Raw genomic sequence first — 24,036 nt, 5'->3', positions numbered from 1 at the left:
TGATTGACGCGCATAGCTCATGTTTGGTATTATGCCTTATGAATATTCAAACACGTAAACCCACAAACCTGTCGCTGGACCGTTCATTACTGGACGAAGCCCGTGCATTGGACGTGAACCTGTCACGTGCTGCGGAGGAGGGCCTGCGCGCCGCTGTGGCTGCTGCAAAGGGCGCACAGTGGCTGGCCGAGAACCAAGCGGCCATCGCGGGCAGCAATGCCTATGTCGAGGCGCAGGGTCTGCCGTTAGATAAGTTCCGCCAGTTCTAGTGGCGCGGTTTGATGTGTATGAGGTCAGCGGCGTCGCTGGCTATGTCGTTGATGTGCAAGCGGATCTACTGGACGCGCTGAACACGCGGATCACTGTGCCGCTGATGCCAATCGACGACGCCCCGCCGCCTGCACGGCGGCTGAACCCTGTTTTTGATATTGGTGGTGCACAACATGTGTTGGTCACGCAATATATGGCCGCTGTTCCACGGGCTGCGTTGAAAGCATGTGTGGGCGACTTGCGCGACGAGGCCGCACAGATAACCGATGCTGTGGATTTCTTGATGCAAGGATTCTAGGGGGCCAGCCCCCTGACCCCCGGGATTTAGAAAACCCCAAAGAAACCGAGGTCCGGTGCCCTAGCGATAGTAGAGCGATTTGCCGTTATGGAAGATTTGCACCTTTTTAGGGTCCGCATTGAACTGCAGCGTGTTGCCGCGCGTATCGGTGTGGATGCCCGGTAGTTTCGCGATGACGGATGCTTCTTCACCTACCGCATCGAAGTAGAGCAGGGTGACTTCGCCCAAAGCTTCGGAAAACTTGACGGTGCCGGTGTAAAGCGGATCACTGTCGACGGTGACGAGATCTTCGGGGCGGACGCCGACGTTGACCTGCAGGCCCTTGTCCGCCGCCTGTGTCGGCACGGCAGAGCGTGCTGTGCCGCCGCCGTCGAGTGCGACTGTGGTGATGTCGCCAGTTTCGACGATCTTACCAGGGAGGAGGTTCATTGAGGGGGACCCAATGAACTGCGCCACAAATTCGTTTTCGGGCCGTTCATAAAGTTCGAGTGGCGTGCCGACCTGCGCGATGCCCTTGTTTGCCAGCACAACGATCCGGGTGGCGAGCGTCATCGCCTCGACCTGATCGTGGGTCACGTAGATCATTGTGCTGTCGGGCATGGATTCTTTGAGCTGCGCGATCTCGATCCGCGTTGCGACGCGCAGGCCTGCATCGAGATTGGAAAGCGGTTCGTCGAACAGGTAAACCTTTGGATCGCGCACAATCGAGCGGCCGATCGCGACACGCTGCCGTTGCCCACCGGACAATGCCTTTGGCAGACGGTCAAGGTATTCATCAAGCTGGAGAATCTTGGCGGCCTTATCAATCGCCGCGTCGATTTCCGCTTGCGGTTTCTTGGCCAGTTTCAACGCGAATGCCATGTTATCGCGGACGGTCATGTGCGGGTAGAGCGCGTAGGATTGGAATACCATCGCGATGCCGCGTTGTGCGGGAGGCACGTTGTTCACGACTTCGCCGTCGATTTCCAATGTGCCGCCCGTAATGCTTTCCAAGCCCGCAATCATCCGCAATAGGGTCGATTTTCCGCAACCTGAAGGCCCAACAAAGACGATGAGTTCACCCTTTTTGATGTCCAGATCGATGTGGTTCAGCACATTGACCGCGCCGCCGTAGGTCTTTTCAACATCCGTGAGTTTGAGATCAGCCATTGCGGTGTTTCCTTATGAAGTACGTAGAGCCAGGCAAGGTTGCCAAGGGCCAAGCGTGACGGTTTTGCCGGAGACATCGGCGCTGTGCAGGTTTTGCCCGATCTGTGTCCAATTGCCTGTGGGCAAGGTGATCGTGGCCGGACCATCAGAGAGGTTGAAGGCGCAGAAGATCGTTTCGCCATCATGTTCGCGGGTGAAATGCAGCACGTCGCCCGTGTTGGTCAGGTTGTCATGCGTGCCGGACGCGAGGGCAGGGTGGGCGTGGCGCAGGGCAATCGCCGATTTGTAGTGGTGCAGCATCGCGTCGGGATCGTCGGTTTGGGTGGCGACGTTGTTCTGCAGATGGGCGTCGGACACAGGCAACCAAGGTGTGGCTTCTGAGAAGCCGCCGTTTTGGTTGCTGTTTTCCCAGACCATAGGGGTCCGGCATCCGTCGCGGCCTTTGAATTCGGGCCAGAATTCGATTCCGTAGGGGTCTTGCAGGTCTTCGAATGCGACGTCCGCTTCTGTTAGGCCGAGTTCTTCGCCTTGGTAGATGCAGACTGATCCGCGCAGGCACATGATCAGTGTGGCCATGGTCCGCGTTGCTGCGTCTGACAGGTTCCAGCGCGAGACGTGGCGGACAACGTCGTGGTTTGAAAATGCCCAGCAGGCCCAGCCGTCTGCCGCGACGTCGTCGACCTTTTGCAGGACTTCGACGATGCGGGCGGCTGTCGGTTGGTTGGCCGCAAGGAATTCGAACGCGTAGCACATCTGCATGAGATCATCGCCGGCGGTGTATTCGCCCATGATTTCGAGCCCGCGTTGCGCGTCGCCGACTTCGCCGACGGCCGCTGCGCCGTATTTGTCCATGACCGCCCGTAGTTTGCGCAGGAAGGCGAAGTTTTCGGGGCGGTTCTTGGAATACAGGTGTTCTTGGTGGTTATAGGGGTTAACGGACGGGGCGATTGTCGAATTCCGTTTGTCCGCTGGCAGGGCAGGGTTGTCACGCAACTGATCGTCGTGGACGTAGAAGTTGATCGTATCGAGCCGGAAACCGTCGACGCCGCGTTCCAGCCAGAAGTGTGCCACGTCGAGCAATGCGTCTTGGACAGCTGGTGTGTGGAAGTTCAAATCCGGCTGCGATGTCAGGAAATTGTGCAGGTAGTATTGTTCGCGCCGCGCGTCCCATTGCCACGCGGAACCACCAAAGATCGACAGCCAGTTATTCGGTGGTGTCCCGTCGGGTTTCGGATCGGACCAGACGTACCAGTCGTGGCGGTTGTTGTCGCGGCTGATGCGGGATTCTTCGAACCATGCGTGTTTGTCAGATGTGTGTGACAGGACGAGGTCGATCATCACCTTTAGGCCAAGGTTATGCGCCGTTTCGATCATGTAATCGAAGTCAGCGAGCGTACCGAACATCGGGTCTACGTCGCAATAATCGCTGACGTCATAGCCAAAATCCGCCATCGGGGATTTGAAGAACGGCGAAATCCAGATCGCGTCCGCGCCCAAGTTTGCGATGTGCGGCAGGCGGTTGGCGATGCCTTTTAGGTCGCCCGTGCCTGTGCCGTTGCTGTCTTGAAAGCTGCGCGGATAGATTTGGTAAATGACCGCGCCGCGCCACCAATCTGGGTCTTTGGTAAAGGAGTTTGTCACGGTCAGTTTTTCCATTTTCGTCATAGTTAGTCTCTGAATTTCGGAGTCTTACTTCACTGAACCGGCGAGCAGGCCGCGTACCAAGAAGCGTTGCATTGAGAAGAAGACGACCAGCGGGACAGCGATCGACACGAAGGCTGCGGTGGCGAGGATTTCCCAATTGCCGCCGCGCGTGCCGAGCAGTTCGACGATCTGGTTGGTCATCACAGTTGTTTCGCCTGTGGCGTCGATCAGGAACACCTTGGCCACGAGCAAGTCGTTCCATGTCCACAGGAACTGGAAGATGCCGAAGGATGCGAGGGCAGGGAAGGACAGCGGCAACACGATCTTCGTGAAAATTTGGAAATCGGTTGCACCGTCCACTTTGGCGTTTTCGATAATGTCACGCGGCAGGCCGATCATGTAGTTACGCAAAAGATAGATCGCGAGCGGTAGCCCAAAGCCGGTGTGCGCCATCCAAACCCCCAGATATCCTTTGCCGATCCCGATGTTCAGGTGCAGTTTCAAAAGGGGGATGAGGGCGAGTTGTAGTGGTACAACAAGCAGGCCCACGACAATGGCGATCAGCAGGGCACGCCCCGGAAAATCCATCCACGCCAATGCGTAAGCCGCGAAAGCCGCAATCATGATCGGGATGATGGTTGCGGGGATCGTCACGGTGAAGGTGTTAAAGAACGCCTTTGCCATGCCGTCGGTACTGCTGCCCGAGAAAAGGACTTGGGCGTAGTTGCCGAGCGTGAATTTGGGTGGTGCTTTGGCTGTTGCGAAGACACGTTGCGCACGGCCCGAGATTTGGTCGTCATTGCCGGACCAGATGTAGTCGCCGTTCGCCTGCAAGGTGAAGCTTTCGCCGTCGCCAAGGTCTGCGGTTTCGCCTGCTGTGTAGACATCGATTGCACGGCTGGAGGTGCCCCAGACGGAAATCACGGCTTCGCCTTCGCCATCGAACAGGTTGCCTTCAACGACATACAGATCACCGCGCTGTTCGCGGAAATCGTCAGGGTCGGCGGCGCGAATGACGACGTTTTGGACGGATGGGAACATGGCGTTCCACCAGCCTGAGCCAGAGATTTGGTCGGCTGTCCGGAAGGATGAAACCAGAAGCCCGACAGTTGGGAACAACCACAATGCGACAAGCAGCGCAGTTGAGATGTGAACCGCCCACGTGAGGGATGATTTGGTGCCTGCGATGGATGACATCCTAGCGTTCCTTCATTTCTTTACGGGCGTTGTAGACGTTCCAGATCAGGATCGGGGACACGAGCAACATGATGATGATTGCGGATGCGGACCCGACGCCCCAGTCATTTGCGCGGAACAGCTTGTCGAACATGTAGTTCGCAAGAACCTGCGTTTCCCACTGGCCGTTTGTCATGGCGTAGACGATGTCGAACACCTTGAGCACGACAAGCGTGATCGTGGTCCAGACTACAACGATGGTGCCCATGATCTGCGGAACCTTGATCTTGAAAAAGACCTCGAAGGGGTTCGCGCCATCAACGATTGCGGCCTCGACCGTTTCTTCGGGTACGCCCCGTAGGGCAGCCGACAGGATGACCATGGCAAAGCCGGTTTGGATCCAGATCAGCACGACCATGAGGAAGAAAGAATTCCAGAAGGGGATGGTCAACCATGTTTGCGGTTCGCCATATGTGAGCGTTGTGGTGAACAGGGCGATGATAGACAGCAGCGATTTGATGACGAGGTATGCGCCGATCAATGCACCTGCGATGCGCAGGACTTTGAAGATGCTGTTCTCTTGGATGTGCTGGTTTTTCAGCGGCGAAAGCACTGCTTTGATCGCGTACGCCACGAGTGCGGCAAAGCAGAGCAGGATGAACGCAGGGAAGATTTTCAGCATCAGGATAGACCCGAGCCCGCCGTCGAATTTCAGCCAGATCGCGTTGAGAATGCCGATCTGTTCTTGGTCCACGGCACGGGTGTCATAGACGAGTTTAAAGATCACGGACGCGCCGACAAATGAAATCGCCATTGGCATAAAGATAAGCGATTTGGCGATATTCCCCCAACGGATACGGTCGGTCAGCTGGGCTGCGAGCAGGCCAAACGCGGTGGACGCGGCGGGCACGATGATCAGCCACAGCATGTTGTTGCGCATGGCTTCCCAGAATTTCGCGTCGCCGAACATTTTGTTGTAATTATCGAGACCCACAAAAGCACCGTCGGCGGCGCGGGATGTGAGAGACAACCGCAGCGTCTCGATCACTGGATATCCAAGGTAGAGGCCAAGCGCGAACATGGCCGGAAACAGGAACAGCCACGGACGGATCATGTTGGCGCGGTTGATGTTGCGGCCCTGATCACCGGCTTTTTGCGGAAAGATGACCTTGTCGAGGATCATGTTCGATCCGATGAAATACAACAGACAGCCACCCACACCGAGGATCACCGTCGTCAAACCGAGGAGGGCAGGATGCATTGCAAAACCTTTCGAGGGACTGCGAATTTTCTAGAAAATCCGGATGATTTTTCGTGAAAAATCGGGGTGCGCTGGCCGATAGGGACCGGCCAGCGCGTGAGTGGTGATCGTCTTACTCAGGCCAAGAGGACTGAATGCCTGCTGCGACTTCGGCTGCGTCTTTGCCGCCTGCGTAGTCAACCATACCTGTCCAGAAAGACCCTGCACCAACAGCGCCCGGCATCAGGTCAGAACCGTCAAAGCGGAATGTTGTCGCGTTCAGCAGAACTTCGTTCAACGCACGGGATGTGTCGTCTTGGAATTTCGCTGGATCGACGTCCTTGTGTGGTGTCAAGAAGCCGCCGTAACCCATCCACACTTCGTGTGCTGCTGGATCACGCAGGAATTCGATGAGTTCCTGTGCGCCGTCTGATGGGTTTGTGATGGCAAACAATGTGCCCGCGCCCAAAACTGGCTTGCCAAGATCGGCTGCTTCATATGCTGGGAAGTAGAAGAAGTCTGCATCTTCGCCAACAACTGTGCCTTCAGGGAAGAACGCAGGAATGAAGGACGCCTGACGGTGCATGTAGCACTGCGGTGGGCTGTCAAACAGGCCTTTAGGGCTGTCGCGGAAGTCTGTGGATGCAACCGCACCAGCACCACCAGCAACATAATCATCGTTCAGTGCGAATGTGCCGAATGCTTCGATTGCACCGACAACTTCTGGGCTGTCGAATGGCAATTCGTTGGAAACCCATGCGTCGTAGACTTCTGGTGGCTGCGTGCGCAGCATCATGTCTTCGACCCAGTCAGTCGCTGGCCAACCTGTCGCCGCACCGGAACCCAGACCGATACACCAAGGTGTGCCGCCGTCTGCGACGATCTGGTCGGACAACGCGATCAGGTCTTCCATGGTTTCTGGAATGTCGTAACCTGCATCTTCGAAGTTCTCAGGTGAATACCAAACGAGCGACTTCAGATCGACGCGGAAGAACATACCGTAGAGGTTATCTTCGCCGTTCTCGTCAGCATATGTGCCCAGATCAACCCAAGACTGACCAGCTGCATAGTTGTCACGAATCCAGTCGGCAGAGCCGTCTTTCAGTGGTGTCAGGAACCCACGGGACGCCATGTCTGCTGCAAGGCCCGGCTGCGGGAAAATGGAAATGTTTGGCGCGGAACCTGCTTCGGCGTCGATCAGAACCTGTTGTTCGAAGCTGTCAGAGCCGACGTAGGACACTTCGTGGCCTGTGCGTTCTTCAAAGATGTCAAAGATTTCTTCAACGATTTCAGCTTCCGGGCTGAGCCACGTGCCGAAAACGGTGATTTGTTCAGCGGAAGCGGCAGATGCTGTCAAAGCAACAAGCGCGGTTCCTGCATAAAGTGCGGATTTCATTCATCTCTCCCTTGTGAACGTTTGGTTGTTCAATTGCTACATCTCCCAATGTGGCTAACCAAAGCGTTTTGAATGCCGCTAAAAGGTGCGATTCCGATGGGTATGTCAACAGATTTTTTCAAGTATACATGGTTCATACTTTGGCTGCTTGATCAAAAAATGCGTTGACCCTTGTGTTTTTATTGCCCAAAGTCGAGCGATGATTGAAAGCGCTTTGGTGAAATAGATGAACCTGAAAGAACTCTCTGGACGGTTGGGGTTGTCGCCCACGACAGTCAGTCGCGCTTTAGGTGGCTACCCCGAAGTGAGCGCAGAAACCCGTCAACGCGTGTCTGATGCTGCGGTGAAATTCAATTATCAGCCCAACAAACGGGCCCGCGCATTGGCCACTGGCCGGTCGTTCAATATCGGCCATGTGCTGTCGTCATCGAACAAGGATCAGTTGGTAAACCCGATCTTCGGGGACTTTGTTGCGGGCGTGACAGAGACAAGCGGCGCGTTGGGCTACAGCCTGTCGTTGACCGTTACGGACGCAGATCAGGAAGCATCGTTGTTCCGACGTTTGCAATCCGAGGGCGCGGTTGATGGTATCGTGTTGCAGGCCCCGCTGATGAACGATGATCGGATCGCGTTGCTACGTGAAATCGGGATGCCGTTTGTGGTGCATGGCCGCGCGACGGATGTGACCACGCCTTACGCTTGGGTCGATGTGAACAACAAACGTGCGTTCGAACGGGCGGGTCAGTTTCTGTTGGATTTGGGCCACGAACGGATTGGTCTGGTGAACGGCGACGAAACGATGGATTTTGCGTTCCGGCGCCGCGCTGGTTTTGAAGCCGCATTGACGGCGCGCGACCTGACCCCGAACCCGACCTATATGACCAGCGGCGAAATGACCGAAGCAAACGGATATGACGCGGTGCGGGCCATGCTGGCGTTGCCAACCCCGCCGACCGCGTTCCTGATGTCGTCCGTGATTTCCGCGATTGGTGCGCGCCGCGCTGTGCAAGAGGCCGGACTGACGCTGGGCCGCGAGGTATCTTTGATCGCCTACGACGATGATTTGTCCTACCTGAGCAATCGCCAAACCGTGCCGATCTTTACCGCAGTCCGGTCGTCCGTGCGCGAAGCAGGCCGCCAGATCGCCCGTATTCTGGTGGACCAAATTGGCGATCCCGATAGCCCGCCGCAGCATAAATTGCTGGAAGCAGAGCTGGTTGTCGGAACGTCGACGGGGCCTGTTTTTAGAGGCTAGGCAGATCGTCTGCGATATAGGTTTTGACGATGTCGGCAAAGCTGGTTTCGGCTTTGAAACCTAGCTCTGCCGCGCGATTTGGTGCGAAGTTGCGCGGCCAACCTGCGACGATTTTGGCGATGTCCGGATCGTGGGCGGGTTTAATCAGGTCGACGGCGTCCTGACCCGCGATGTCGCGCAAGGCTTCGATTTGTTCGGCCACTGTGCAACTGACCCCCGGTAAATTCAGCGCGCGCCGCCCGTCGAGTTTTGCCGTATCCAATTGGCTTGCGTGGATCAGGAATCCTGCCGCCGCACGAGGTGATGCGAACCAGTGGCGCGTGCTGTCGTCCACGGGCAGGATTGCCTCTTGTCCATTCAAGGGTTCCCTGATGATCCCCGAAAAGAACGATGATGCAGCAAGGTTTGGTTTGCCGGGGCGCACGCAGATTGTGGGTAGCCGCAGCGAAATGCCGTCGACAAATCCTTTGCGGGAATAGTCTTGGAGTAAGACTTCGCACGCGAGTTTTTGTGCCCCGTAGCTGGTTTGCGGTGATTGCAGATAGTCGTCTGTGATCACGTCGGGGTAGGGGCCGCCGAACACAGCGATTGAGGATGTGAAGACGATCCGCGGGCAGTGGTCTGCGGTGCGCAACCCGTCGAGCAGGTTCATCATGGCGTGCAGATTTGTCGACCAGCCTTTGGTAAACTGCTGTTCCGCTTCGCCTGACACGATAGAAGCGAGATGGTAAATCGTGTCGTATTTTTCCCGCGCGATCGCTGCCATTGTCGCGGGGTCGGACACGTCACCGGTCTGCTGTTTGCAGGCCACGCCGTTAGGCGGAAACGCGATGTCGTGCAGTGTGATGTCTGCGTTTGGATCTTCCGCCAAGAGTTGACCCGCCAGTTTTTGGCCGATCATGCCGCCCCCACCGAGGATAAAAATGCGTGTCATGGTATTCACTCTTTTTTGTCAGCGTGTAGGGTTGATCCCAACTGGGAGGACATCATGGGTAGACTAACGGGCAAGCGCGCGCTTGTCACCGCTGCAGGGCAGGGGATTGGCCGCGCGTCTGCGCTGGCTATGGCCGCAGAAGGCGCAACTGTTTTCGCAACCGATATAAACGAGGCGGCGTTGGCTGGCATGGACGGTGTCGAGACGTTTGTGATGGACGTCTGCGATCCGGCAAGCATCAAAGACGGTGTTGCGACAGCGAAGCCTGATGTCTTGTTCAACTGCGCGGGCTTTGTGCATCATGGGACAGTTCTGGATGCGACGGACGAAGAATGGGACTTTGCCTTTGACCTGAATGTCCGGTCGATGATGCGGATGATGCAGGCTGTTCTGCCGGGCATGTTGGAAAACGGTAAAGGGTCGATTGTGAATATGTCGTCGGCCTTGTCATCTATCATTGGCGCCCCGAACCGGTTCATTTACGGCACGACCAAAGCGGCTGTGATCGGCATGACCAAATCGGTGGCTGTCGATTACATCAAGCAGGGGATCAGGTGTAACTGCATCTGCCCCGGCACGGTTGAAAGCCCAAGCTGGCACGAACGGGTCAAAGCGTTGGGCGAAGAAATGGGCAGCTATGATGCAGCACTAGAGGCATTTGTGTCGCGCCAGCCGATGGGTCGCGTTGCGACTGCCGAAGAAATCGCGGCGCTGGTCGTCTATCTGGCCAGCGACGAAAGCGGATTTATAACGGGACAGCCGCACGTTATTGACGGCGGTTGGTCCGGCTAAGGGAGAGAGCGATGAAATTACTACGTTATGGTCCTGCGGGTTCAGAAAAGCCCGGAATGTTGGACAGCGACGGTGGCCTGCGTGATTTGTCAGGCGTGATTGACGACATTAACGGTGCGACATTGTCAGATGAAAGACTTGCGAAGTTGCGCGACATTGATCCGGCAAGTTTGCCTGTTGTAGACGGTGATCCGCGTCTTGGGGCCTGTGTTGGTGACATTGGTAAATTCTGCTGCATCGGTTTGAACTATTCCGATCACGCGGCTGAAACCGGTGCGGATATTCCGAAGCACCCGATCCTGTTCATGAAGGCGAATTCCGCGATTGTGGGCCCGAATGATGACGTGATGATCCCGCGCGGATCCACCCATTCCGATTGGGAAGTCGAGCTGGGCGTCGTGATTGGTAAGACGGCCAAATACGTGACCAAGGAAAACGCGCTGGATTATGTTGCGGGGTATTGCGTCGTGAACGACGTGTCCGAACGGCACTTTCAAACGCAACTGAGCGGGGCTTGGACAAAAGGAAAAAGCTGCGACACCTTTGGTCCAACCGGTCCTTGGCTGGTGACGCGTGATGAAATTGAAGATCCGCAGAACCTTGCCATGTCGTTGGATGTGAACGGCAAGCGGATGCAGACCGGAAACACGTCGACGATGATCTTTACGGTTGCCGAGATTATCGAACACCTGAGCGGTCTGTTTACGCTGCATCCGGGCGACGTGATTTCCACGGGCACGCCTCCGGGTGTTGGTATGGGGATCAAGCCAGAGCCTGTGTATCTGAAAAAAGGCGATGTGATGGATTTGACCATCGAAGGGTTAGGTGCGCAGCGCCAGAACGTGGGCCAAGACGCATAAGGTTGCGAATGGCCTGGCGGGATGACGTTCCTGCCGCGCCATTTCATTGCAAATTGCGATGCCATCTGTCGGCTAGCCGACACGAAAAAGCCACTAATTTCATCGTGTTTTGTTTGTTGCGGACAATTTGTGCATTTGTGGTTGTCGTGCTGTTGACGATAGGTCAGACGACACGCATCAATAGTTAAATTGTGTTAAATACTACCCGCGCGCTGAATATTTCTTTCGAGCGCAATTTTGAAAATGTGATCGTCCATTACGGGCAACAAGCCGTTTCGCGCGGCTTTTAAGATCAACTTATGTGTTGTTGGGAATACATTTGATGGGATTTTTTCTTCGGGCGCTTTGCGCATGCGGATTTCATAAATGGCGTGAAAGCACGTCGCAGCCTGGACAGGTTTGCCACACATGTGGTCGCCGCAAGAGCGCGAGCTTGTTTTAGCGCAACCCATTGATCGCAAGATGAGCGGTGCTAGGTCGTGTACAGTAATGTGACGCGATGAAGGTGCTTTGCCTGTTCGCGAGCCGAATAGGGGCGACCATGAGTAAGCGCGCAATCGTTAAGAATTTGTTTTTGCAGACCAGATCAAGCTACTGGTTTGTGCCAACCGTGCTTGTCCTTTTGGCTGTCGTCGCATCACAGATATCGCTGTTGATCGACCTGAACCGCGATTCCATTTTCTACATCTGGCCAGAGTCATGGGAGACCACGGAGGTGGACGGCGCCCGATCGACGGCGTCGGTGATTGCCCAATCTGTGCTGGGCGTCGCTGGCGTGATGTTTTCGGTGACGATTGTGGCTGTATCATTTGCGTCGGGCAATTTTGGTCCGCGTCTGATCGGTAACTTTATGAAGGATCGCGGCACCCAATGGAGCCTTGGTATTCTGTTCGGCACCTTCGTGTTCGCCTTGATGGTTTTGCGTGCCATTCACAGCGGGGATGGTGCCGATGATCCTGCCTTTGAAGCCTTCGTGCCGCATCTATCATTAGGGCTGTCGATGCTTATGATGGGTGTGTCGATCATCACCGTGATTTATTACGTCCACCACATCCCCGAAACAATCAACGTTTCGAATATCTCTGCCGGATTGGGCAAACGTTTACGGGCCGCCATTGAAACGGCCATTGATGAACGCCCCGAAATAGGCACGTCCGACGATGTTGCCCGTCCGGACGGTGATCCGACGCAGTCTTTGCGGATTTCCCATAACGGCTATATCCAGAATTATGACCGCGAACAATTGACTGAATTGGCGGACAAACATGATCTGCACGTTCATATCCTGCATGGCGTAGGTGGTTTTGTAGGTCCATCTACCGCGGTGATGGATGTTTGGTCTGAAAAAAACCTTTCAGAAGAATTGACCGAAACGCTGTGCGGATGTTTTGTCGTGGGATCGACCCCGACGGAGGATCAGAACCTGTTGTTCATCGTGCAGCAGCTGGTTGAAATGACGGCCCGCGCTTTGTCGCCCGGCGTGAACGATCCTTATACGGCGATCAATTGCCTGAACTGGCTGTATGCTGCGCAATCGACCGCGTCGCTTTACAATGGCGGTTTTCGGGAAAGTCCGATCACGCGCGTTTGGTCGGAAGACGTGACCTTTGACCAGATTTTTTCGCAGGGGTTCGGGCAGTGCTATGCTTACATCAAGACCGACGATTTGACGTCCGCGCATTTGGCGACACTGCTTGATCGGCTCATTGCCGAGATCGAAGATCCGGATGACATCGCTACTGTCCGCGATTTTGCGCGCAAAATGGATTAAGCGGTCAGGCCCAATGTCTGGAGCGCATCAAATACCGTCGTATTGGTAAACGGTTTTTCGAGGCAGAAATAGGTTTCGGTCAGATACAGAAAATCATCGGTTGCCCCGACATATAGATGTGGAATGGCCCGCCCCGGTTGCACGCTTGCCAGCGCGAGGCTGCCGGCCTTGTCGGTCACGATATACGCCGCATTCAGGGCGGCGACGCCTGCTTCTTCGATAGATTGCGGCAGGACGATCGCCGTCGGATGCAGCACAGATGTCAGCATTTCAGACAGGTCAAGTGACATGATCGGGTCGGCTACATAGATGACGCCGTGACTTTGCATGAAACAAATTCCCTGTTGGTCAGTTCACCACTTAACAATTCGTCCCGACGGGGCGCATTAAACTGTGACATAGCAAGGGGCATATCCATGACAACCAAATGTGAGGTGTGCCCGCTGAGACAGCGCGATGCGTTCGCACCACTGACAAAAGACGCCGTCCGCGCCATGCAGCGTTTCAAGGTTGGCGAAATGACCGTCGATGCCGGAACGCCGTTAATGTTGGAGGGATCAAACAGTCCGCAGTTATACACCGCATTGCGGGGCATGGGCCTGCGATCCAAGACATTGCAGAATGGCCGTCGTCAGGTGGTGAACCTTGTGTTCCCCGGCGATTTTCTAGGACTGCAAGCCGCGCTGATGGGCGAAATGGGGCATTCGATTGAAGCCACAACAAGGATGACCCTATGCGTTTTTGATCGCACCGAAATGTGGTCGTTCTTTCGGCAGGACCCAGAGCGGGCTTATGCGCTGACATGGCTCGCGGCGGTTGATGAACATTTTTTGGGTGAAACGATCACCACATTGGGTCAACGCGATGCCCTGCAATCAATCGCTTGGGCGCTGGTCAAAATCTATCGTCGTGGCAAATCCCTTGGGATGGTCGCCGATAATGCGATGACGTTTCCATATAAGCAGCAGGATCTTGCAGACACCTTGGGGTTGTCTTTGGTTCACACCAACAAGACGCTGACCAAGCTGCGTGAAATGCAATGTGCTGTCTGGTCTGATGGCGTGTTGCAGGTGAACGATCTGGATAAACTGAGTGACATCGGAATGGTTGACCCTGAACCCGCTGTCCAACGTCCGATTATGTAAAACGCGCCGCCCTATGTGCCACGAAAAAGGGGCCGGATCATACGATCCAGCCCCGTTTTATTGGGTCTGTATGACCGTCGCGTCTTAGGACGCTTTGGCCATCCATGCGTCTACTTCTTCGCGCACTTCTTCTTTGGTCTTGCCGTATTTGGACTGAATCAGACCTTCGAGCTGTTCACGGTCGCCTGCGACTTGATCAACTTCGTCGTCTGTCAATTTGCCCCACTGCGTAATAGCTTTGCCTTTGAATTGCTTCCATTCGCCTTGTACTTGATCCCAGTTCATCATGGTCTCCTTCATTTGCGTTTCGATTGATAGAGCAACTGGAGGCTGTGCAATTCGTTCCAATGTTTTGGAACATTTTGGCATGTCGTCAGTTCTTGGTAAGCAATAGAAAGGCCTTCACATGCAATCTGTCGAAAAGTTCGCCGTCCCCATCTGGATTATGACCGTGGTGGGGGTGATGGTGGTGCTGAATTTCGCAGCGACACTGTTTGCACCGATCCTGCTGGCGGTTGTTTTGGGCGTGGTCCTATCGCCAGTGTCTGATTTGATGGACCGCTTTGGATTGCCACGCGGGCTAAGCGCATTTTCGACGCTCGCGATCACGTTGCTGGTGATCGCCGTGGTGTTGTTCTTACTTGAACCCGTTTTGACGACGGCCATTAACCGCGCCCCTGTGATCTGGTCTGAATTGCGCGAAACCGTTGAATTGGCGCAGTCTACTTTACGGGGCCTCGAAGAAGCGGGTGAAGAGGTTGCCGATGCATTGGGCAGCGAAGGAACAGGCGCGCCCGCTGAAGAAGCGATGGTTGTCCCTTCGGCCACAGAAGCGTTGTTATACGCGCCGGGTTATGCCGCCCGTGTGATGATTTTTATTGGTACGCTTTATTTCTTTTTGTTGTCGCGCGACGAAGTTTACGCCTACATCGAAAAACTGGATCGCGGTCTGACAGGTGGCGATATGCGCGAAGCTGAAAAGCAGGTGTCGCGCTATTTTCTGACGATCACCATCATCAACGCGAGTTTTGGTGCGCTGGTCAGCGTCATGTTGGCGATCATGGGCATGCCTTTCCCGATTGTCTGGGGGTTCCTTGCCGCCTTGGCGAACTTCATTCTGTATCTGGGGCCACCAATGTTTGCCGTGTGTCTGCTGGTCGGGGGGATCGTTGCGTTTGACGGCCCGCTGAGTTTTGCGCCCGCGGTGATCTATGTTGTGGCCAACATGATCGAAGGGCAGTTCGTGACGCCGTCCTTGGTGGGGCGCACGATGGATGTGAACCCGCTTTTGGTATTCCTGTCGCTGGTCGTGTGGCTGTGGATGTGGGGTCCTGTCGGCGGGATCATCGCGATCCCATTGCTGGTTTGGGTCTTGGCCTTGCGCGACCGCTACAAAGTGGCGGTCGTTTAGGTCATTTCTTCGGGCACGCCCGGCAGATTGCGCCCGAAACGGCGGGCCGGTGCGATGGGATAAGGCAGCAGGAACCCGTCGCGATTATGGGGCGGCGTCTGTGCGTTGTCTTGCGCAATCTGGCGCCACGTCGCGACCTGTTTGGAAAGGTCTGTGTCGTCATCGTCGGGCAGCCAATGCCGAAAACAGGCCTTGGTCAGTTTTGCGACGTCTTCAGGGCGGGTCAGTGTCAGTCCCACTTCGGTATCCCAGCGTAGGCTTCGTCCGTTCAGATTAGCGGATGACACAATCGCTGCTGTATCATCAAAGATCGCCACTTTTGAATGCACGTAGATCAGCGGCGCGGATTTGAGAGTTCCACGACTGTCATCATTCACAGGTCGTGGTTGAGCGGGCGACGTGACAAAGACACGATCGCCAAAAGCTTTGACTATCATGTCGATGCATTTGGCCTGTAGGTATTCGCCGTACCGCGCATCGCTGCGGGTGCTGTGATGAAACGCAACATCTTCGGGGGCACCCGGAAGTAAGACAAGCAATTGCAGGTCGGGGTTTGCTTTCGCTGCCTCTGATAGCGCCTTTGCGATGGGTTTGCTGCGCAGGAACTGGGTTTCCAAATAGATAAAGCGCTGCGCTTTTTTGATCTGGTCGATGTGCGCCGCTTCTAATTCTGTGACGACAGGGCGGGGGGACAGGCGGAACGCGCTTGATGTGCGTGGTGCAGATAATGTGCGCAGCAGTGATTGTTTGGGTTTTGCTGTCGCAGTCCCTGATGTGACGGCCAGCAGCTCGTTTAGATGTTCGGCTGCTTCTTTGGCGATAGGGCCGGACGTCAGGATCTGACAATCCCGCCACGTTTGTTCGCCCGGTCTGTCGTGATCAGGTGTGTCGTAGCGTCGTTCATCCAGATCGAGTCCGCCAATGTAGACATTCGTGTCGTCAAAGACCGCGATCTTTTGGTGATATGTGGTTGGCACAAGACGGGGTAAAAGGCGTCGGTTCGCTCGCAGATTTGGGTGGTCCCCAATCATATAGGGCGCAAGCAACGGCATTATCGATAGATCGCGCTTGGCTTCATCCGCAGGTAAGGCGTTTAGGCGACGCGCCTCTTTCGTGATTTCGTGCATGACCTTGGGCCAAAGCATGGCCGCAGACCCTCGTCCGATACGGGCAGGGTGCATGGCGGGCGTGATGTCCAACAGATTAGGCCTGCCGGATGCTTCGCCTGCGGAGATAAACCTGCGCACCGCGTTCCACGTCATCCGGTGATCATCGGGGCGCACGATCGGATCGAAATCGGTCAGGATCATCCGGATCGACACACCACGCCGCAGCGTGTGGGCAATCAGATCGTACCAGTCTTCCCCAATTGCACGCCCTGCGTCGGAACGCAGTTTCGTGCGGGGGTCAAACACGCGAAACCCGGCCGCTATGTGCGACCGGGCTTGCAGAAATTGCTGCTCAAGGGCTGGATAGGAAGATGATGCGGTTAGAAAGATTTGTGTCTCACCAATCGCATCTAGGTGATCGCCCATTTGTTTGTTCCTTCACGGGCCCGCAAGCGGCGCAATTGTTAGGCTGGCATACGGTTGGACCGTGGGCCTGCAACCAACCAAGCGATAAAGCCCAGCAGTGGCAAGATCAGAACGACGAGTGTCCAAAGAACTTTTGAACCGGTCGTGGCACCTGATCCGATGATTGAAACGATAGCCCATACGTTCAGGACCAAAAGAATAAAACCGCCAATACCTGCATATTCCATGATGTATCTCCGTCTTGTTATGTTGCGTTGGCTGAGCAACCGCCAGCGCCGGATAAGGTTCCGAAATAATGGCGCGTTGCGACAAAAGGCCCTGTTTTTAAAGGATTTCAGAATCATTGGAACCATCCCCCAGGTGTCCAGTTGCTACACCAAGCGCGGCAAATATCGTCGCCACCGTAACTGAACCGAAAGGATCGAACCGATGCTACATTACTCACTTATCTTTCTTGTTGTTGCAGTAATCGCTGCTGTTTTTGGATTTGGCGGGATCGCCAGCGCCTCTGCAGGGATTGCGCAAATCCTGTTCTTTATTTTCTTGGCGCTGTTCGTGATCAGCCTGATCGCGCGTGTCGTCAAAAGATAGTCGAACCGCTGATCTGACACCAAACCAATTTACCCCCGAAAGGAGAATACCATGACACAAGCATTGAATATCGTAGGCGAAGAAACAGAAGTACCATCCGGCGTGCGCAACCAAGACGCACTGGCTGAAGCCATTTCAGGCGTGTTGGCGGACACGTACCGTCTGACGTTCAAGACACACGCCTATCATTGGAATGTTGAAGGCCCACTGTTCTATTCAGTCCACAACCTGACCGAAGGCCAGTACGAGAACCTGTTTGGCGCTGCCGATGAGTTGGCTGAACGTATCCGCGCGCTTGGCAAGATGGCCCCGACACAAATGTCGGCCATCATGGATGGATCAGTTGTACAAGATCGCGACGGCGCATTGTCTGCTGGCGAGATGTGTGAAGATTTGGCAGGCGACCACGCACGTATCGCGCATCGTTTGCACGCATTGATTAAAATCGCAGGCGACAACAACGACCCCGTCACCGAAGATTTGGCGACAGAGCGGTCCGCATTTCACGAAAAAGCCGCATGGATGTTGCGTGCTTTGACCAAAGCATAACACCGCACAAAAAAGCCCCCGCGCCGTGATGGCGCGGGGGCTTTTTGTTGTTCTGATTTTCGAACTTAAGAGTTGTGCAGCGTTTCGGTTGTTGAAAAGAACAACGCTTGGCTGACGGCAGACCGGACTTGGTCGACCTTGAACGGTTTCGAGATCAAGAAAGCAGGTTCCGGACGATCACCGGTCAACAGACGTTCTGGGAATGCTGTGATGAATACGACTGGTACATCAAGACCTTCGAGCAGATCGTTGACCGCGTCGATACCGGATGAATTATCCGCCAGTTGGATGTCTGCAAGGATCAGGCTTGGCTTGTCTGCTTTGCCAAGTGCGACAGCTTCGGTGCGTGTCCGCGCCACGCCTGTGACCCGATGACCCAAGTCTGTCACGATGTCTTCGAGATCGGCTGCGATAATCGGTTCGTCTTCGATAATCATCACGGCACCAGAAGAGCTCGCAGCGATTTCTGCAATCGCGATGTCCAGAAGCTGGGTGACTTCGGTGTCATCTGCTTCGATGATCCGGCCGATTTCTTCGCGTGTGAACCCTTCGATGGTTTTCAATAACAAAACTTCGCGGGCGTTTGTTGTCAGGGCTGCAAGGTGGTCTTGGGCTTTGCGCACCAACCCATCAACTTCGTCCTCGATGCTAAGCTGACGACCGGAAGTCACCCAGATCGCATGGAAGCACCGAAATAGGCCTTCCTTGATTGTTGGGGCTTCTTCGACGGTGCTGCGGTCACGCAGAATTACGTCAAGTGTTGCGACGGCATACTTGTCGCCCCGCCCCTGAGAGCCGGTCAATGCGCGTGCATAGCGGCGTAGGTACGGCAACTCTGCGGCGACATGATCCGAGAACGTGTTGTCCATGGTGTTACTTTCCGTCATTTTTTCAATCTTTTTTGCAGTTCTTTGGAACAATACTGCCAACTACGGGTATTGTTCCATGTAAGTTTCAAATTCGCACACAAAAATTAGTTAGGACCTCCATGTCTGAAGGCAAACATCCGAAGCGTGACGCTGTCATCGCGCATCATATCGATGAGAACCTGAAAGAGGTTTTCGCCGATTATGCGAGCGGCGATATGCCGACAGAGATTGTTGATCTGTTGACTGTGTTGAAAGCACAGGATCAGGAGAGAAACAGCAAATGAGCCATCCTGATCCGAAGGAAGAGCTGATTTCCTTGATGCCGAACCTGCGCGGTTTCGCGATGAGTTTGTGCCGCAACCGTAGTCTTGCAGACGATATGATGCAGGATACGATCGTAAAAGCGTGGGCCAAGATCGATACGTTTGAACCGGGCAGCAACATGAAAGCGTGGCTTTTTACGATCCTGCGCAACACGTATTATACCCGTCACCAAAAGATGAAACGCGAAGTATCCGACAAGGATGGCGCGTTTACAGATACGCTGTCGGTGAAGCCGGACCATGACGGACGTCTTCAGATGCGCGACTTTAAGACCGCTTTTGAGACGCTGCCGGATGAACAGCGTGAAGCACTGATGTTGGTGGGGGCCCAAGGGTTTTCTTATGAAGAAGCCGCAGACACGGTTGGTGTCGCTATCGGTACGATCAAAAGCCGCGTAAACCGTGCCCGTGCTGCATTGACCGAATTAATGTCGCTTGATGGCGAAAGTGCCATGGAACTAACTGATCAGTCGACAGTTGCTGTCATTAATCGCGACATAATTCTGGAAAACTAATGACCCAATTGGCGGATGCGGCACCAAAGCGGTGGTATCATGGACTACGCGCGCGCGTGATCTTGATGCTTAGTCTCGCTGCATTCCCAATCGGTATGATTGCGGTTTTCCAGACAACACGCCTAGCTGAGACTGCTGACGAAAACGCTGAACTTGCCTTGTTGGCGTTGTCGGACCAAGCGGTGCAGGCGGAACGATTGCTGATCCAGCGCGCGTTTGGGGCCGCCAATATGTTGGGGAACCTCGCGCCGTATCTGCTCGAAAACCCAGATGAATGTGCGCCGGTTCTTCAGGGTGTCATTCAAACCGAACCTGCATTTAGTTTTGCAGGGATCATGCCGCTAGATGGTGTGATGGACTGTTCGTCAGTCGAGGAAACGCTGGAATTCGGGAACTACGAAGGTTTTGCAGAGCGGATGCAAAACCCGACCGCCAATGTCGAAATGAATCCTGTCGCACAGGGCAGCAACGCGGCGGTGATCATCGTTTCCACCCCCTTCGAGATCAACGGCGTGTTCGCCGGCTATACCTCTGTTTCGATCCCGCAGTTGAAGTTAGCACAGCAAAAAGCGTTGTCCGATCTGCCTGTGTCCGGTTTGGTTGAACTGTTTACGTTCAACGAAAGGGGCGATGTTCTGACCGCCGAGCATAGCCTTGAATCAGTCGACACGTTGCTACCGCAAAATTTTGACGTGACGCGGTTCCCGAAGTTCCGTGCGCAATCGTTCCGCGATTTCGCGCAAACCGGCGAAAAGTACATCTATACTGTGGTCCCTGTCGCTGACAGCCCGACGACGATCGTCGGGGTTTGGGACCCTGACGCAACGACCGAAGCGGGTGCGATGCAATCCCCGATTCCGGCCAGTGCCTTTCCGATCATCATGTGGATTGCGACCGTCGTCGTGGCCGTGATGGCGCTGTATTCGCTGGTGATCAAACACATCGCGGTCCTGCGTAAACAGATGAACAGGTTCGCAGTGACACGCACCGTTCCCGAAACAGGTTTGAGCAATGGCGCACCTGCGGAGCTGCTGGAAATTCAGGAACGTTTTGTTGACCTGACCGACGATATTCTGCGCGAAGAAGCTCGTCTTGAAGCGATGGTGCGCGAACAGAAGGTGCTTGCGAAAGAAGTGCACCACCGCGTGAAGAACAACCTGCAAATGATCGCGTCGATCATGAATATGCAGATCCGCAACGCGGAACAGCCCGAGACAATTGAAACGTTGCAACGTGTGCAGGACCGGATTGCCGCGCTGGCCGATGTGCACAAGGATCTTTATTCGACCCAAGACGAAGGGCGGGTCAATGTCGGATCACTTGTTGATCGGACGGTTCAGCATTCCATTGAAGTCGGCGTCACAGACGTTACCGAGATCAATCTTGAGAAATCCATCGCGGACGTTTGGATGTTCCCTGATCAGGTTGTTGCCTTGTCGTTGCTTGCCAACGAAGCGATCACCAACGCCATTAAATACATGTCCGCCCAACCAGGTGAAAAACCGATATTGATTGTCAGTCTGCAACAAGATGGAGACACGTGTACGTTGCGCGTGTCAAATTCGACAGTGGACGAAACAGCGGGACGTGGCACAGGCATCGGGTCAAAACTGATCCGCGCGTTCGGAATTAAGTTGGGTGCCGAACAAGACGTCACGCACGAGGCCGGTCTTTATACGTTGCAGGTGCGTTTTGCGATTGCCGCATTTGAGCACGAAAGCCTTGATTACTAAGGTTTACAGTTATTTTGGAACCATTTCCGGACTGATCAGTATCTCTACCAACGCATAGAAGGAGATACATCATGTCCGCACCTGACGTGAACATTGAAAAGCAAAGCCGCCGCCATAAAGGTCCGTTGATCGGAATGGCGCTTGGCCTAATCTTCGCATTTGGCCTGTTTGCCGCCTACACGGGATACGTGTGGGAGCCGGTCGCCGATGAGCCCGAAGCGGCCATTGGTGTCGAAAACTAAGCCACCCTCTTTGCAAAGACATTTATCTGAAAGGAGACATTTCATGGCTCATTCAAAATCAATAACCGAAGCTGGTAGCGAGATCGCAAAAGACGGTGCGAAGGCTGTAAAAGCAGGCGCACGTAAAGCAACTGATCACGCCAAAGCCGAAGCATCAAAGCAAGCGGATGCGGTCAAGACAAATGCCGCGAACAAAATCGCTGGTGAAGCAGCACGCCTTCGTGCCGCCGCTGGTGAGATGACGCAAGACGCGCCGCATACGCAGGCTGTTGAAACGGCCGCCGCGACATTGCAGGACGCCGCGACCCGGGTGCGCCAAACAGACCCGAATGATCTTGTCCGTGATCTGGCCACGTTTGCACGTCGTCATCCTGCGGCCTCTGTTGCTGCAGCGACGCTGGCGGGCTTTGCCATTGGCCGTTTCTTCCGGTCGACGAACCGCGTAGAGTCGGATTTGCCAATGTCGGACGTGACCACGCACCATATCCCGACACCTGACATGTCAGTGCCGTCATGAAACCGGACACTGCACCGCGCGACATGAGCGCCGCAATTTCATCTGTTCTGAGCCATGTGCATGCCCTGCTTCGTAAAGAGGTGGCGCTGCTCAAAAGCGAAATGGCGGATCGGATGAACCATGTGGCAATCGCCCTTGGCCTGATGGGTCTGGCGCTTGTCCTTGTGATGACGGCCCTGCAAGTGCTGACCGGTGCTGCCGTCGCACTACTTGTGGAAGTCGGGCTGACCCCCGCCCAAGCGGCTGGCGCGGTTGCCCTGATCGCCCTGCTGATCGCTGTTGTTGTCGGCATGAAGGCGCTGCGGATGCTGAAATCCGCGTCGCTTGTACCGCACGACACCATCGCGACCATTCAAAAAGACACGACTATTCTAAAGGAGACGTACAGTGACTAATCAAGCTGCCCTAGAGGCCGAAATTTCACAGGAACGTGCCGACCTCGCAGAAACACTGACATCTATCGCCGAAGGTTTTAAGCCATCCGCGATGATTGAAAGCTGGGACAAATCCGCGCCGGAACTGGCTCAAAAGGCCGCGACCGCCGCCAAGGAAAACCCGCTTGCTGTGGGTGTTATTGGTGCCGGCATTGCATTGCTGGCACTTGGTGCGCGTCAAGCGCCCCCCGCGGCAGAGGTGAAAGCGACAGCGGCAAAAGCCGCCGACACCGTGAAGAAATCCGCAGCCCAGATGCGCGAGACACTTTATGATCAGACGAATGAACTGAGCGATGTTGCCCGCGCCCGTATCATCGAGGCCCGCTTGAAAGCCATCGACGCACAAGAGCGGATCGAACGTGGTGCTGCAAAAGCGGTCAAGTCGTCCGAAAATGCCTATCAGACCAATCCGCTGTTGATCTGCGCCGGTTTTGCCGCCGCCGCCGGTGCGGTCGCGATGTCCCTGCCACGCACAGAAACCGAAGACAGAACCTTTGGCGATCACCGTGATGCGCTGGTCGATAAAGCCGAAGCGATCCTGAGCGAAGAAATGGATCGTGCGATGGCGCAGGGGCGTGATGCGCTTGATGCAGCCCAAGAGGCCATGCAGACACCTGCGGGAACGACGGCGGCAGATGTAAATGCGCCAAAACCGCATTGATTCAATCCGATCAAGAAAATGACAGATGCCGGGCCGTTTGCGAGCGGTCCGGCTTCCGCGTGTGAAGATCAAGAAGATAGGCGACCACAATGGTGAAGTCAGATCTGCCTGAAGACCCATCATCAGATGATCTTGCCGAAACGCGTACTGCCTGGGCGGAAGACCGGACCATGTTGGCCAATGAGCGAACGTTCGCGGGGTGGATGCGCACAGGCATGGCCTGCGTGGCGCTTGCGCTGGGTCTGCGGGCGCTTTTTCAGGAAACGACGTACCCGTATCTGGCAAAAGGGGTGTCGGCAGTTTTCATCATTGCGGCCGTTCTGATCTTTTGGGCCGCCGCGATAAAATCGCGCAAAACGCAAAAACGGATGGACTGTCATGCCGTGCAGGCGCAGTCGCATTACCGGATGACGATCCTTGCCAGCCTGCTCACATGTGGGGCGATTGCGACCGGGGCGCTGCTGATCATTCTATGACCAACGGGCGGACCAATACATAATTCACAAAGTGCCTCCTGCTGGTTTTTGCGGCATCCTAGAATCATGATTATTCGATGATCGGGGTGCATATTTTTTAGTGTTCAAATTAATAATTCACGGCGCAATAAGCGATTATCAGTATAAGAAATGTACCATGTCTTGCCAAAATGTGAAAATTGTATGTACTTTTGCAGTTATTGTATTTGGTGAATTTTCGATACAGACACATACTATCCGCACAGACTTT

The 24,036-nt window shown here is 54.9% G+C and carries 29 protein-coding genes; 18 read left to right on the top strand and 11 right to left on the bottom strand.

What is annotated here, in order from left to right; all coding sequences use genetic code 11:
- Positions 1–38: 38 nt before the first annotated feature.
- Both AC0L7R_RS19455 and AC0L7R_RS19450 read left to right on the top strand, forming a co-directional pair.
- Positions 39–269 carry a type II toxin-antitoxin system CcdA family antitoxin gene (locus AC0L7R_RS19455; RefSeq protein WP_247129742.1) on the top strand — a complete coding sequence of 77 codons (231 nt, stop codon included), beginning with the start codon at positions 39–41 and terminating at the stop codon, positions 267–269.
- Entirely contained in the window at positions 269–568 is a 300-nt protein-coding gene (locus AC0L7R_RS19450) for a CcdB family protein (protein ID WP_473661050.1), read from the top strand. Before AC0L7R_RS19455 ends, AC0L7R_RS19450 begins: the two co-directional genes overlap by 1 nt.
- Positions 569–628: 60 nt before the next feature.
- On the opposite strand, the gene AC0L7R_RS19445 is transcribed toward AC0L7R_RS19450, so the two are convergent.
- From AC0L7R_RS19445 to AC0L7R_RS19425, 5 genes are all read right to left on the bottom strand, one after another.
- Positions 629–1,717: a sn-glycerol-3-phosphate ABC transporter ATP-binding protein UgpC gene (locus AC0L7R_RS19445; RefSeq protein WP_473661048.1), complete on the bottom strand. Its 1,089-nt coding sequence runs from the start codon at positions 1,715–1,717 to the stop codon at positions 629–631.
- Positions 1,718–1,729: 12 nt separating this feature from the next.
- Positions 1,730–3,382 (bottom strand): alpha-amylase family glycosyl hydrolase, encoded by a 1,653-nt coding sequence (locus AC0L7R_RS19440; RefSeq protein ID WP_473661046.1) that lies wholly within the window; start codon positions 3,380–3,382, stop codon positions 1,730–1,732.
- Positions 3,383–3,406: 24 nt separating this feature from the next.
- Positions 3,407–4,558, bottom strand: coding sequence for an ABC transporter permease subunit (locus AC0L7R_RS19435; RefSeq protein WP_473661044.1), 1,152 nt, complete (start codon positions 4,556–4,558; stop codon positions 3,407–3,409).
- 1 nt (position 4,559) lies between these two features.
- A complete protein-coding gene (locus AC0L7R_RS19430) occupies positions 4,560–5,798 on the bottom strand; it encodes an ABC transporter permease subunit (RefSeq protein ID WP_473661042.1) in 1,239 nt (412 codons plus the stop codon).
- Between the two features lie 112 nt (positions 5,799–5,910).
- Positions 5,911–7,173, bottom strand: a complete 1,263-nt coding sequence (locus tag AC0L7R_RS19425; RefSeq protein ID WP_473661040.1) for an extracellular solute-binding protein — start codon at positions 7,171–7,173, stop codon at positions 5,911–5,913.
- Between the two features lie 226 nt (positions 7,174–7,399).
- Between AC0L7R_RS19425 and AC0L7R_RS19420 the strand changes: the two genes are divergently transcribed.
- A complete protein-coding gene (locus AC0L7R_RS19420) occupies positions 7,400–8,428 on the top strand; it encodes a LacI family DNA-binding transcriptional regulator (RefSeq protein ID WP_247129749.1) in 1,029 nt (342 codons plus the stop codon).
- Here AC0L7R_RS19420 and denD read toward each other — a convergent pair.
- A complete protein-coding gene (gene denD / locus AC0L7R_RS19415) occupies positions 8,418–9,362 on the bottom strand; it encodes a D-erythronate dehydrogenase (RefSeq protein WP_473661038.1) in 945 nt (314 codons plus the stop codon). The two genes, AC0L7R_RS19420 and denD, sit on opposite strands and share 11 nt — an antisense overlap.
- Before the next feature lie 54 nt (positions 9,363–9,416).
- On the opposite strand from denD, the gene AC0L7R_RS19410 reads away from it, so the two are divergent.
- The 3 genes from AC0L7R_RS19410 to AC0L7R_RS19400 all read left to right on the top strand — a co-directional run bounded on the left by AC0L7R_RS19410 (position 9,417) and on the right by AC0L7R_RS19400 (position 12,785).
- Positions 9,417–10,154 carry an SDR family oxidoreductase gene (locus AC0L7R_RS19410; RefSeq protein ID WP_247129752.1) on the top strand — a complete coding sequence of 246 codons (738 nt, stop codon included), beginning with the start codon at positions 9,417–9,419 and terminating at the stop codon, positions 10,152–10,154.
- A gap of 11 nt (positions 10,155–10,165) precedes the next feature.
- Positions 10,166–11,014: a fumarylacetoacetate hydrolase family protein gene (locus AC0L7R_RS19405; RefSeq protein ID WP_473661036.1), complete on the top strand. Its 849-nt coding sequence runs from the start codon at positions 10,166–10,168 to the stop codon at positions 11,012–11,014.
- Positions 11,015–11,555: 541 nt separating this feature from the next.
- A complete protein-coding gene (locus tag AC0L7R_RS19400; protein ID WP_473661034.1) occupies positions 11,556–12,785 on the top strand; it encodes a DUF2254 family protein in 1,230 nt (409 codons plus the stop codon).
- On the opposite strand, the gene AC0L7R_RS19395 is transcribed toward AC0L7R_RS19400, so the two are convergent.
- The gene (locus tag AC0L7R_RS19395) at positions 12,782–13,114 is read right to left on the bottom strand and encodes a hypothetical protein (protein ID WP_473661032.1); all 333 of its coding nucleotides are present in this window, start codon (positions 13,112–13,114) and stop codon (positions 12,782–12,784) included. The two genes, AC0L7R_RS19400 and AC0L7R_RS19395, sit on opposite strands and share 4 nt — an antisense overlap.
- An 87-nt stretch (positions 13,115–13,201) precedes the next feature.
- Here AC0L7R_RS19395 and AC0L7R_RS19390 point away from each other — a divergent pair, with 87 nt between their 5' ends.
- Positions 13,202–13,930 (top strand): cyclic nucleotide-binding domain-containing protein, encoded by a 729-nt coding sequence (locus AC0L7R_RS19390; protein WP_473661030.1) that lies wholly within the window; start codon positions 13,202–13,204, stop codon positions 13,928–13,930.
- Between the two features lie 84 nt (positions 13,931–14,014).
- Here AC0L7R_RS19390 and AC0L7R_RS19385 read toward each other — a convergent pair whose 3' ends face one another.
- Positions 14,015–14,215, bottom strand: coding sequence for a CsbD family protein (locus AC0L7R_RS19385; RefSeq protein WP_473661108.1), 201 nt, complete (start codon positions 14,213–14,215; stop codon positions 14,015–14,017).
- 121 nt (positions 14,216–14,336) lie between these two features.
- Between AC0L7R_RS19385 and AC0L7R_RS19380 the strand changes: the two genes are divergently transcribed.
- Positions 14,337–15,341, top strand: a complete 1,005-nt coding sequence (locus AC0L7R_RS19380; RefSeq protein WP_473661028.1) for an AI-2E family transporter — start codon at positions 14,337–14,339, stop codon at positions 15,339–15,341.
- Here the strand turns inward: AC0L7R_RS19380 and AC0L7R_RS19375 are convergent.
- Both AC0L7R_RS19375 and AC0L7R_RS19370 read right to left on the bottom strand, forming a co-directional pair.
- Entirely contained in the window at positions 15,338–16,876 is a 1,539-nt protein-coding gene (locus AC0L7R_RS19375; protein ID WP_473661026.1) for a phospholipase D-like domain-containing protein, read from the bottom strand. The two genes, AC0L7R_RS19380 and AC0L7R_RS19375, sit on opposite strands and share 4 nt — an antisense overlap.
- Before the next feature lie 38 nt (positions 16,877–16,914).
- Complete coding sequence (locus AC0L7R_RS19370; RefSeq protein WP_473661024.1) at positions 16,915–17,103, bottom strand: PLDc N-terminal domain-containing protein; 189 nt, start codon at positions 17,101–17,103, stop codon at positions 16,915–16,917.
- 202 nt (positions 17,104–17,305) lie between these two features.
- On the opposite strand from AC0L7R_RS19370, the gene AC0L7R_RS19365 reads away from it, so the two are divergent.
- A complete protein-coding gene (locus tag AC0L7R_RS19365; protein WP_247129761.1) occupies positions 17,306–17,467 on the top strand; it encodes a DUF1328 domain-containing protein in 162 nt (53 codons plus the stop codon).
- 51 nt (positions 17,468–17,518) lie between these two features.
- On the top strand, positions 17,519–18,016 hold the full coding sequence (locus tag AC0L7R_RS19360; protein ID WP_247129762.1) for a Dps family protein: 498 nt from the start codon (positions 17,519–17,521) through the stop codon (positions 18,014–18,016).
- Between the two features lie 65 nt (positions 18,017–18,081).
- On the opposite strand, the gene AC0L7R_RS19355 is transcribed toward AC0L7R_RS19360, so the two are convergent.
- Positions 18,082–18,903, bottom strand: a complete 822-nt coding sequence (locus AC0L7R_RS19355; RefSeq protein WP_473661021.1) for a PhyR family response regulator anti-anti-sigma factor — start codon at positions 18,901–18,903, stop codon at positions 18,082–18,084.
- 101 nt (positions 18,904–19,004) lie between these two features.
- Here AC0L7R_RS19355 and AC0L7R_RS19350 point away from each other — a divergent pair, with 101 nt between their 5' ends.
- The 8 genes from AC0L7R_RS19350 to AC0L7R_RS19315 all read left to right on the top strand — a co-directional run bounded on the left by AC0L7R_RS19350 (position 19,005) and on the right by AC0L7R_RS19315 (position 23,786).
- A complete protein-coding gene (locus tag AC0L7R_RS19350; protein ID WP_348408854.1) occupies positions 19,005–19,169 on the top strand; it encodes a hypothetical protein in 165 nt (54 codons plus the stop codon).
- Positions 19,166–19,723 carry an RNA polymerase sigma factor gene (locus AC0L7R_RS19345; protein ID WP_348408853.1) on the top strand — a complete coding sequence of 186 codons (558 nt, stop codon included), beginning with the start codon at positions 19,166–19,168 and terminating at the stop codon, positions 19,721–19,723. The genes AC0L7R_RS19350 and AC0L7R_RS19345 overlap by 4 nt, the downstream gene beginning before the upstream one ends.
- Positions 19,723–21,456 carry a histidine kinase dimerization/phosphoacceptor domain -containing protein gene (locus AC0L7R_RS19340; RefSeq protein WP_473661019.1) on the top strand — a complete coding sequence of 578 codons (1,734 nt, stop codon included), beginning with the start codon at positions 19,723–19,725 and terminating at the stop codon, positions 21,454–21,456. The genes AC0L7R_RS19345 and AC0L7R_RS19340 overlap by 1 nt, the downstream gene beginning before the upstream one ends.
- Positions 21,457–21,527: 71 nt before the next feature.
- The gene (locus AC0L7R_RS19335) at positions 21,528–21,698 is read left to right on the top strand and encodes a hypothetical protein (RefSeq protein ID WP_348394509.1); all 171 of its coding nucleotides are present in this window, start codon (positions 21,528–21,530) and stop codon (positions 21,696–21,698) included.
- A 43-nt stretch (positions 21,699–21,741) separates the two neighbouring features.
- On the top strand, positions 21,742–22,215 hold the full coding sequence (locus AC0L7R_RS19330; RefSeq protein ID WP_473661016.1) for a hypothetical protein: 474 nt from the start codon (positions 21,742–21,744) through the stop codon (positions 22,213–22,215).
- Positions 22,212–22,610, top strand: coding sequence for a phage holin family protein (locus tag AC0L7R_RS19325; RefSeq protein WP_473661014.1), 399 nt, complete (start codon positions 22,212–22,214; stop codon positions 22,608–22,610). Before AC0L7R_RS19330 ends, AC0L7R_RS19325 begins: the two co-directional genes overlap by 4 nt.
- Positions 22,603–23,310 carry a hypothetical protein gene (locus AC0L7R_RS19320; RefSeq protein ID WP_473661012.1) on the top strand — a complete coding sequence of 236 codons (708 nt, stop codon included), beginning with the start codon at positions 22,603–22,605 and terminating at the stop codon, positions 23,308–23,310. Before AC0L7R_RS19325 ends, AC0L7R_RS19320 begins: the two co-directional genes overlap by 8 nt.
- 89 nt (positions 23,311–23,399) lie before the next feature.
- Positions 23,400–23,786 carry a DUF202 domain-containing protein gene (locus AC0L7R_RS19315; RefSeq protein ID WP_473661010.1) on the top strand — a complete coding sequence of 129 codons (387 nt, stop codon included), beginning with the start codon at positions 23,400–23,402 and terminating at the stop codon, positions 23,784–23,786.
- Positions 23,787–24,036: the final 250 nt, after the last annotated feature.

The sequence above is a fragment of the Yoonia sp. D2-7 genome, from assembly GCF_055809435.1.
The sequence above is the reverse complement of the archived record's forward strand: the minus strand, read 5'-3'. Positions and strand labels throughout refer to the sequence as shown.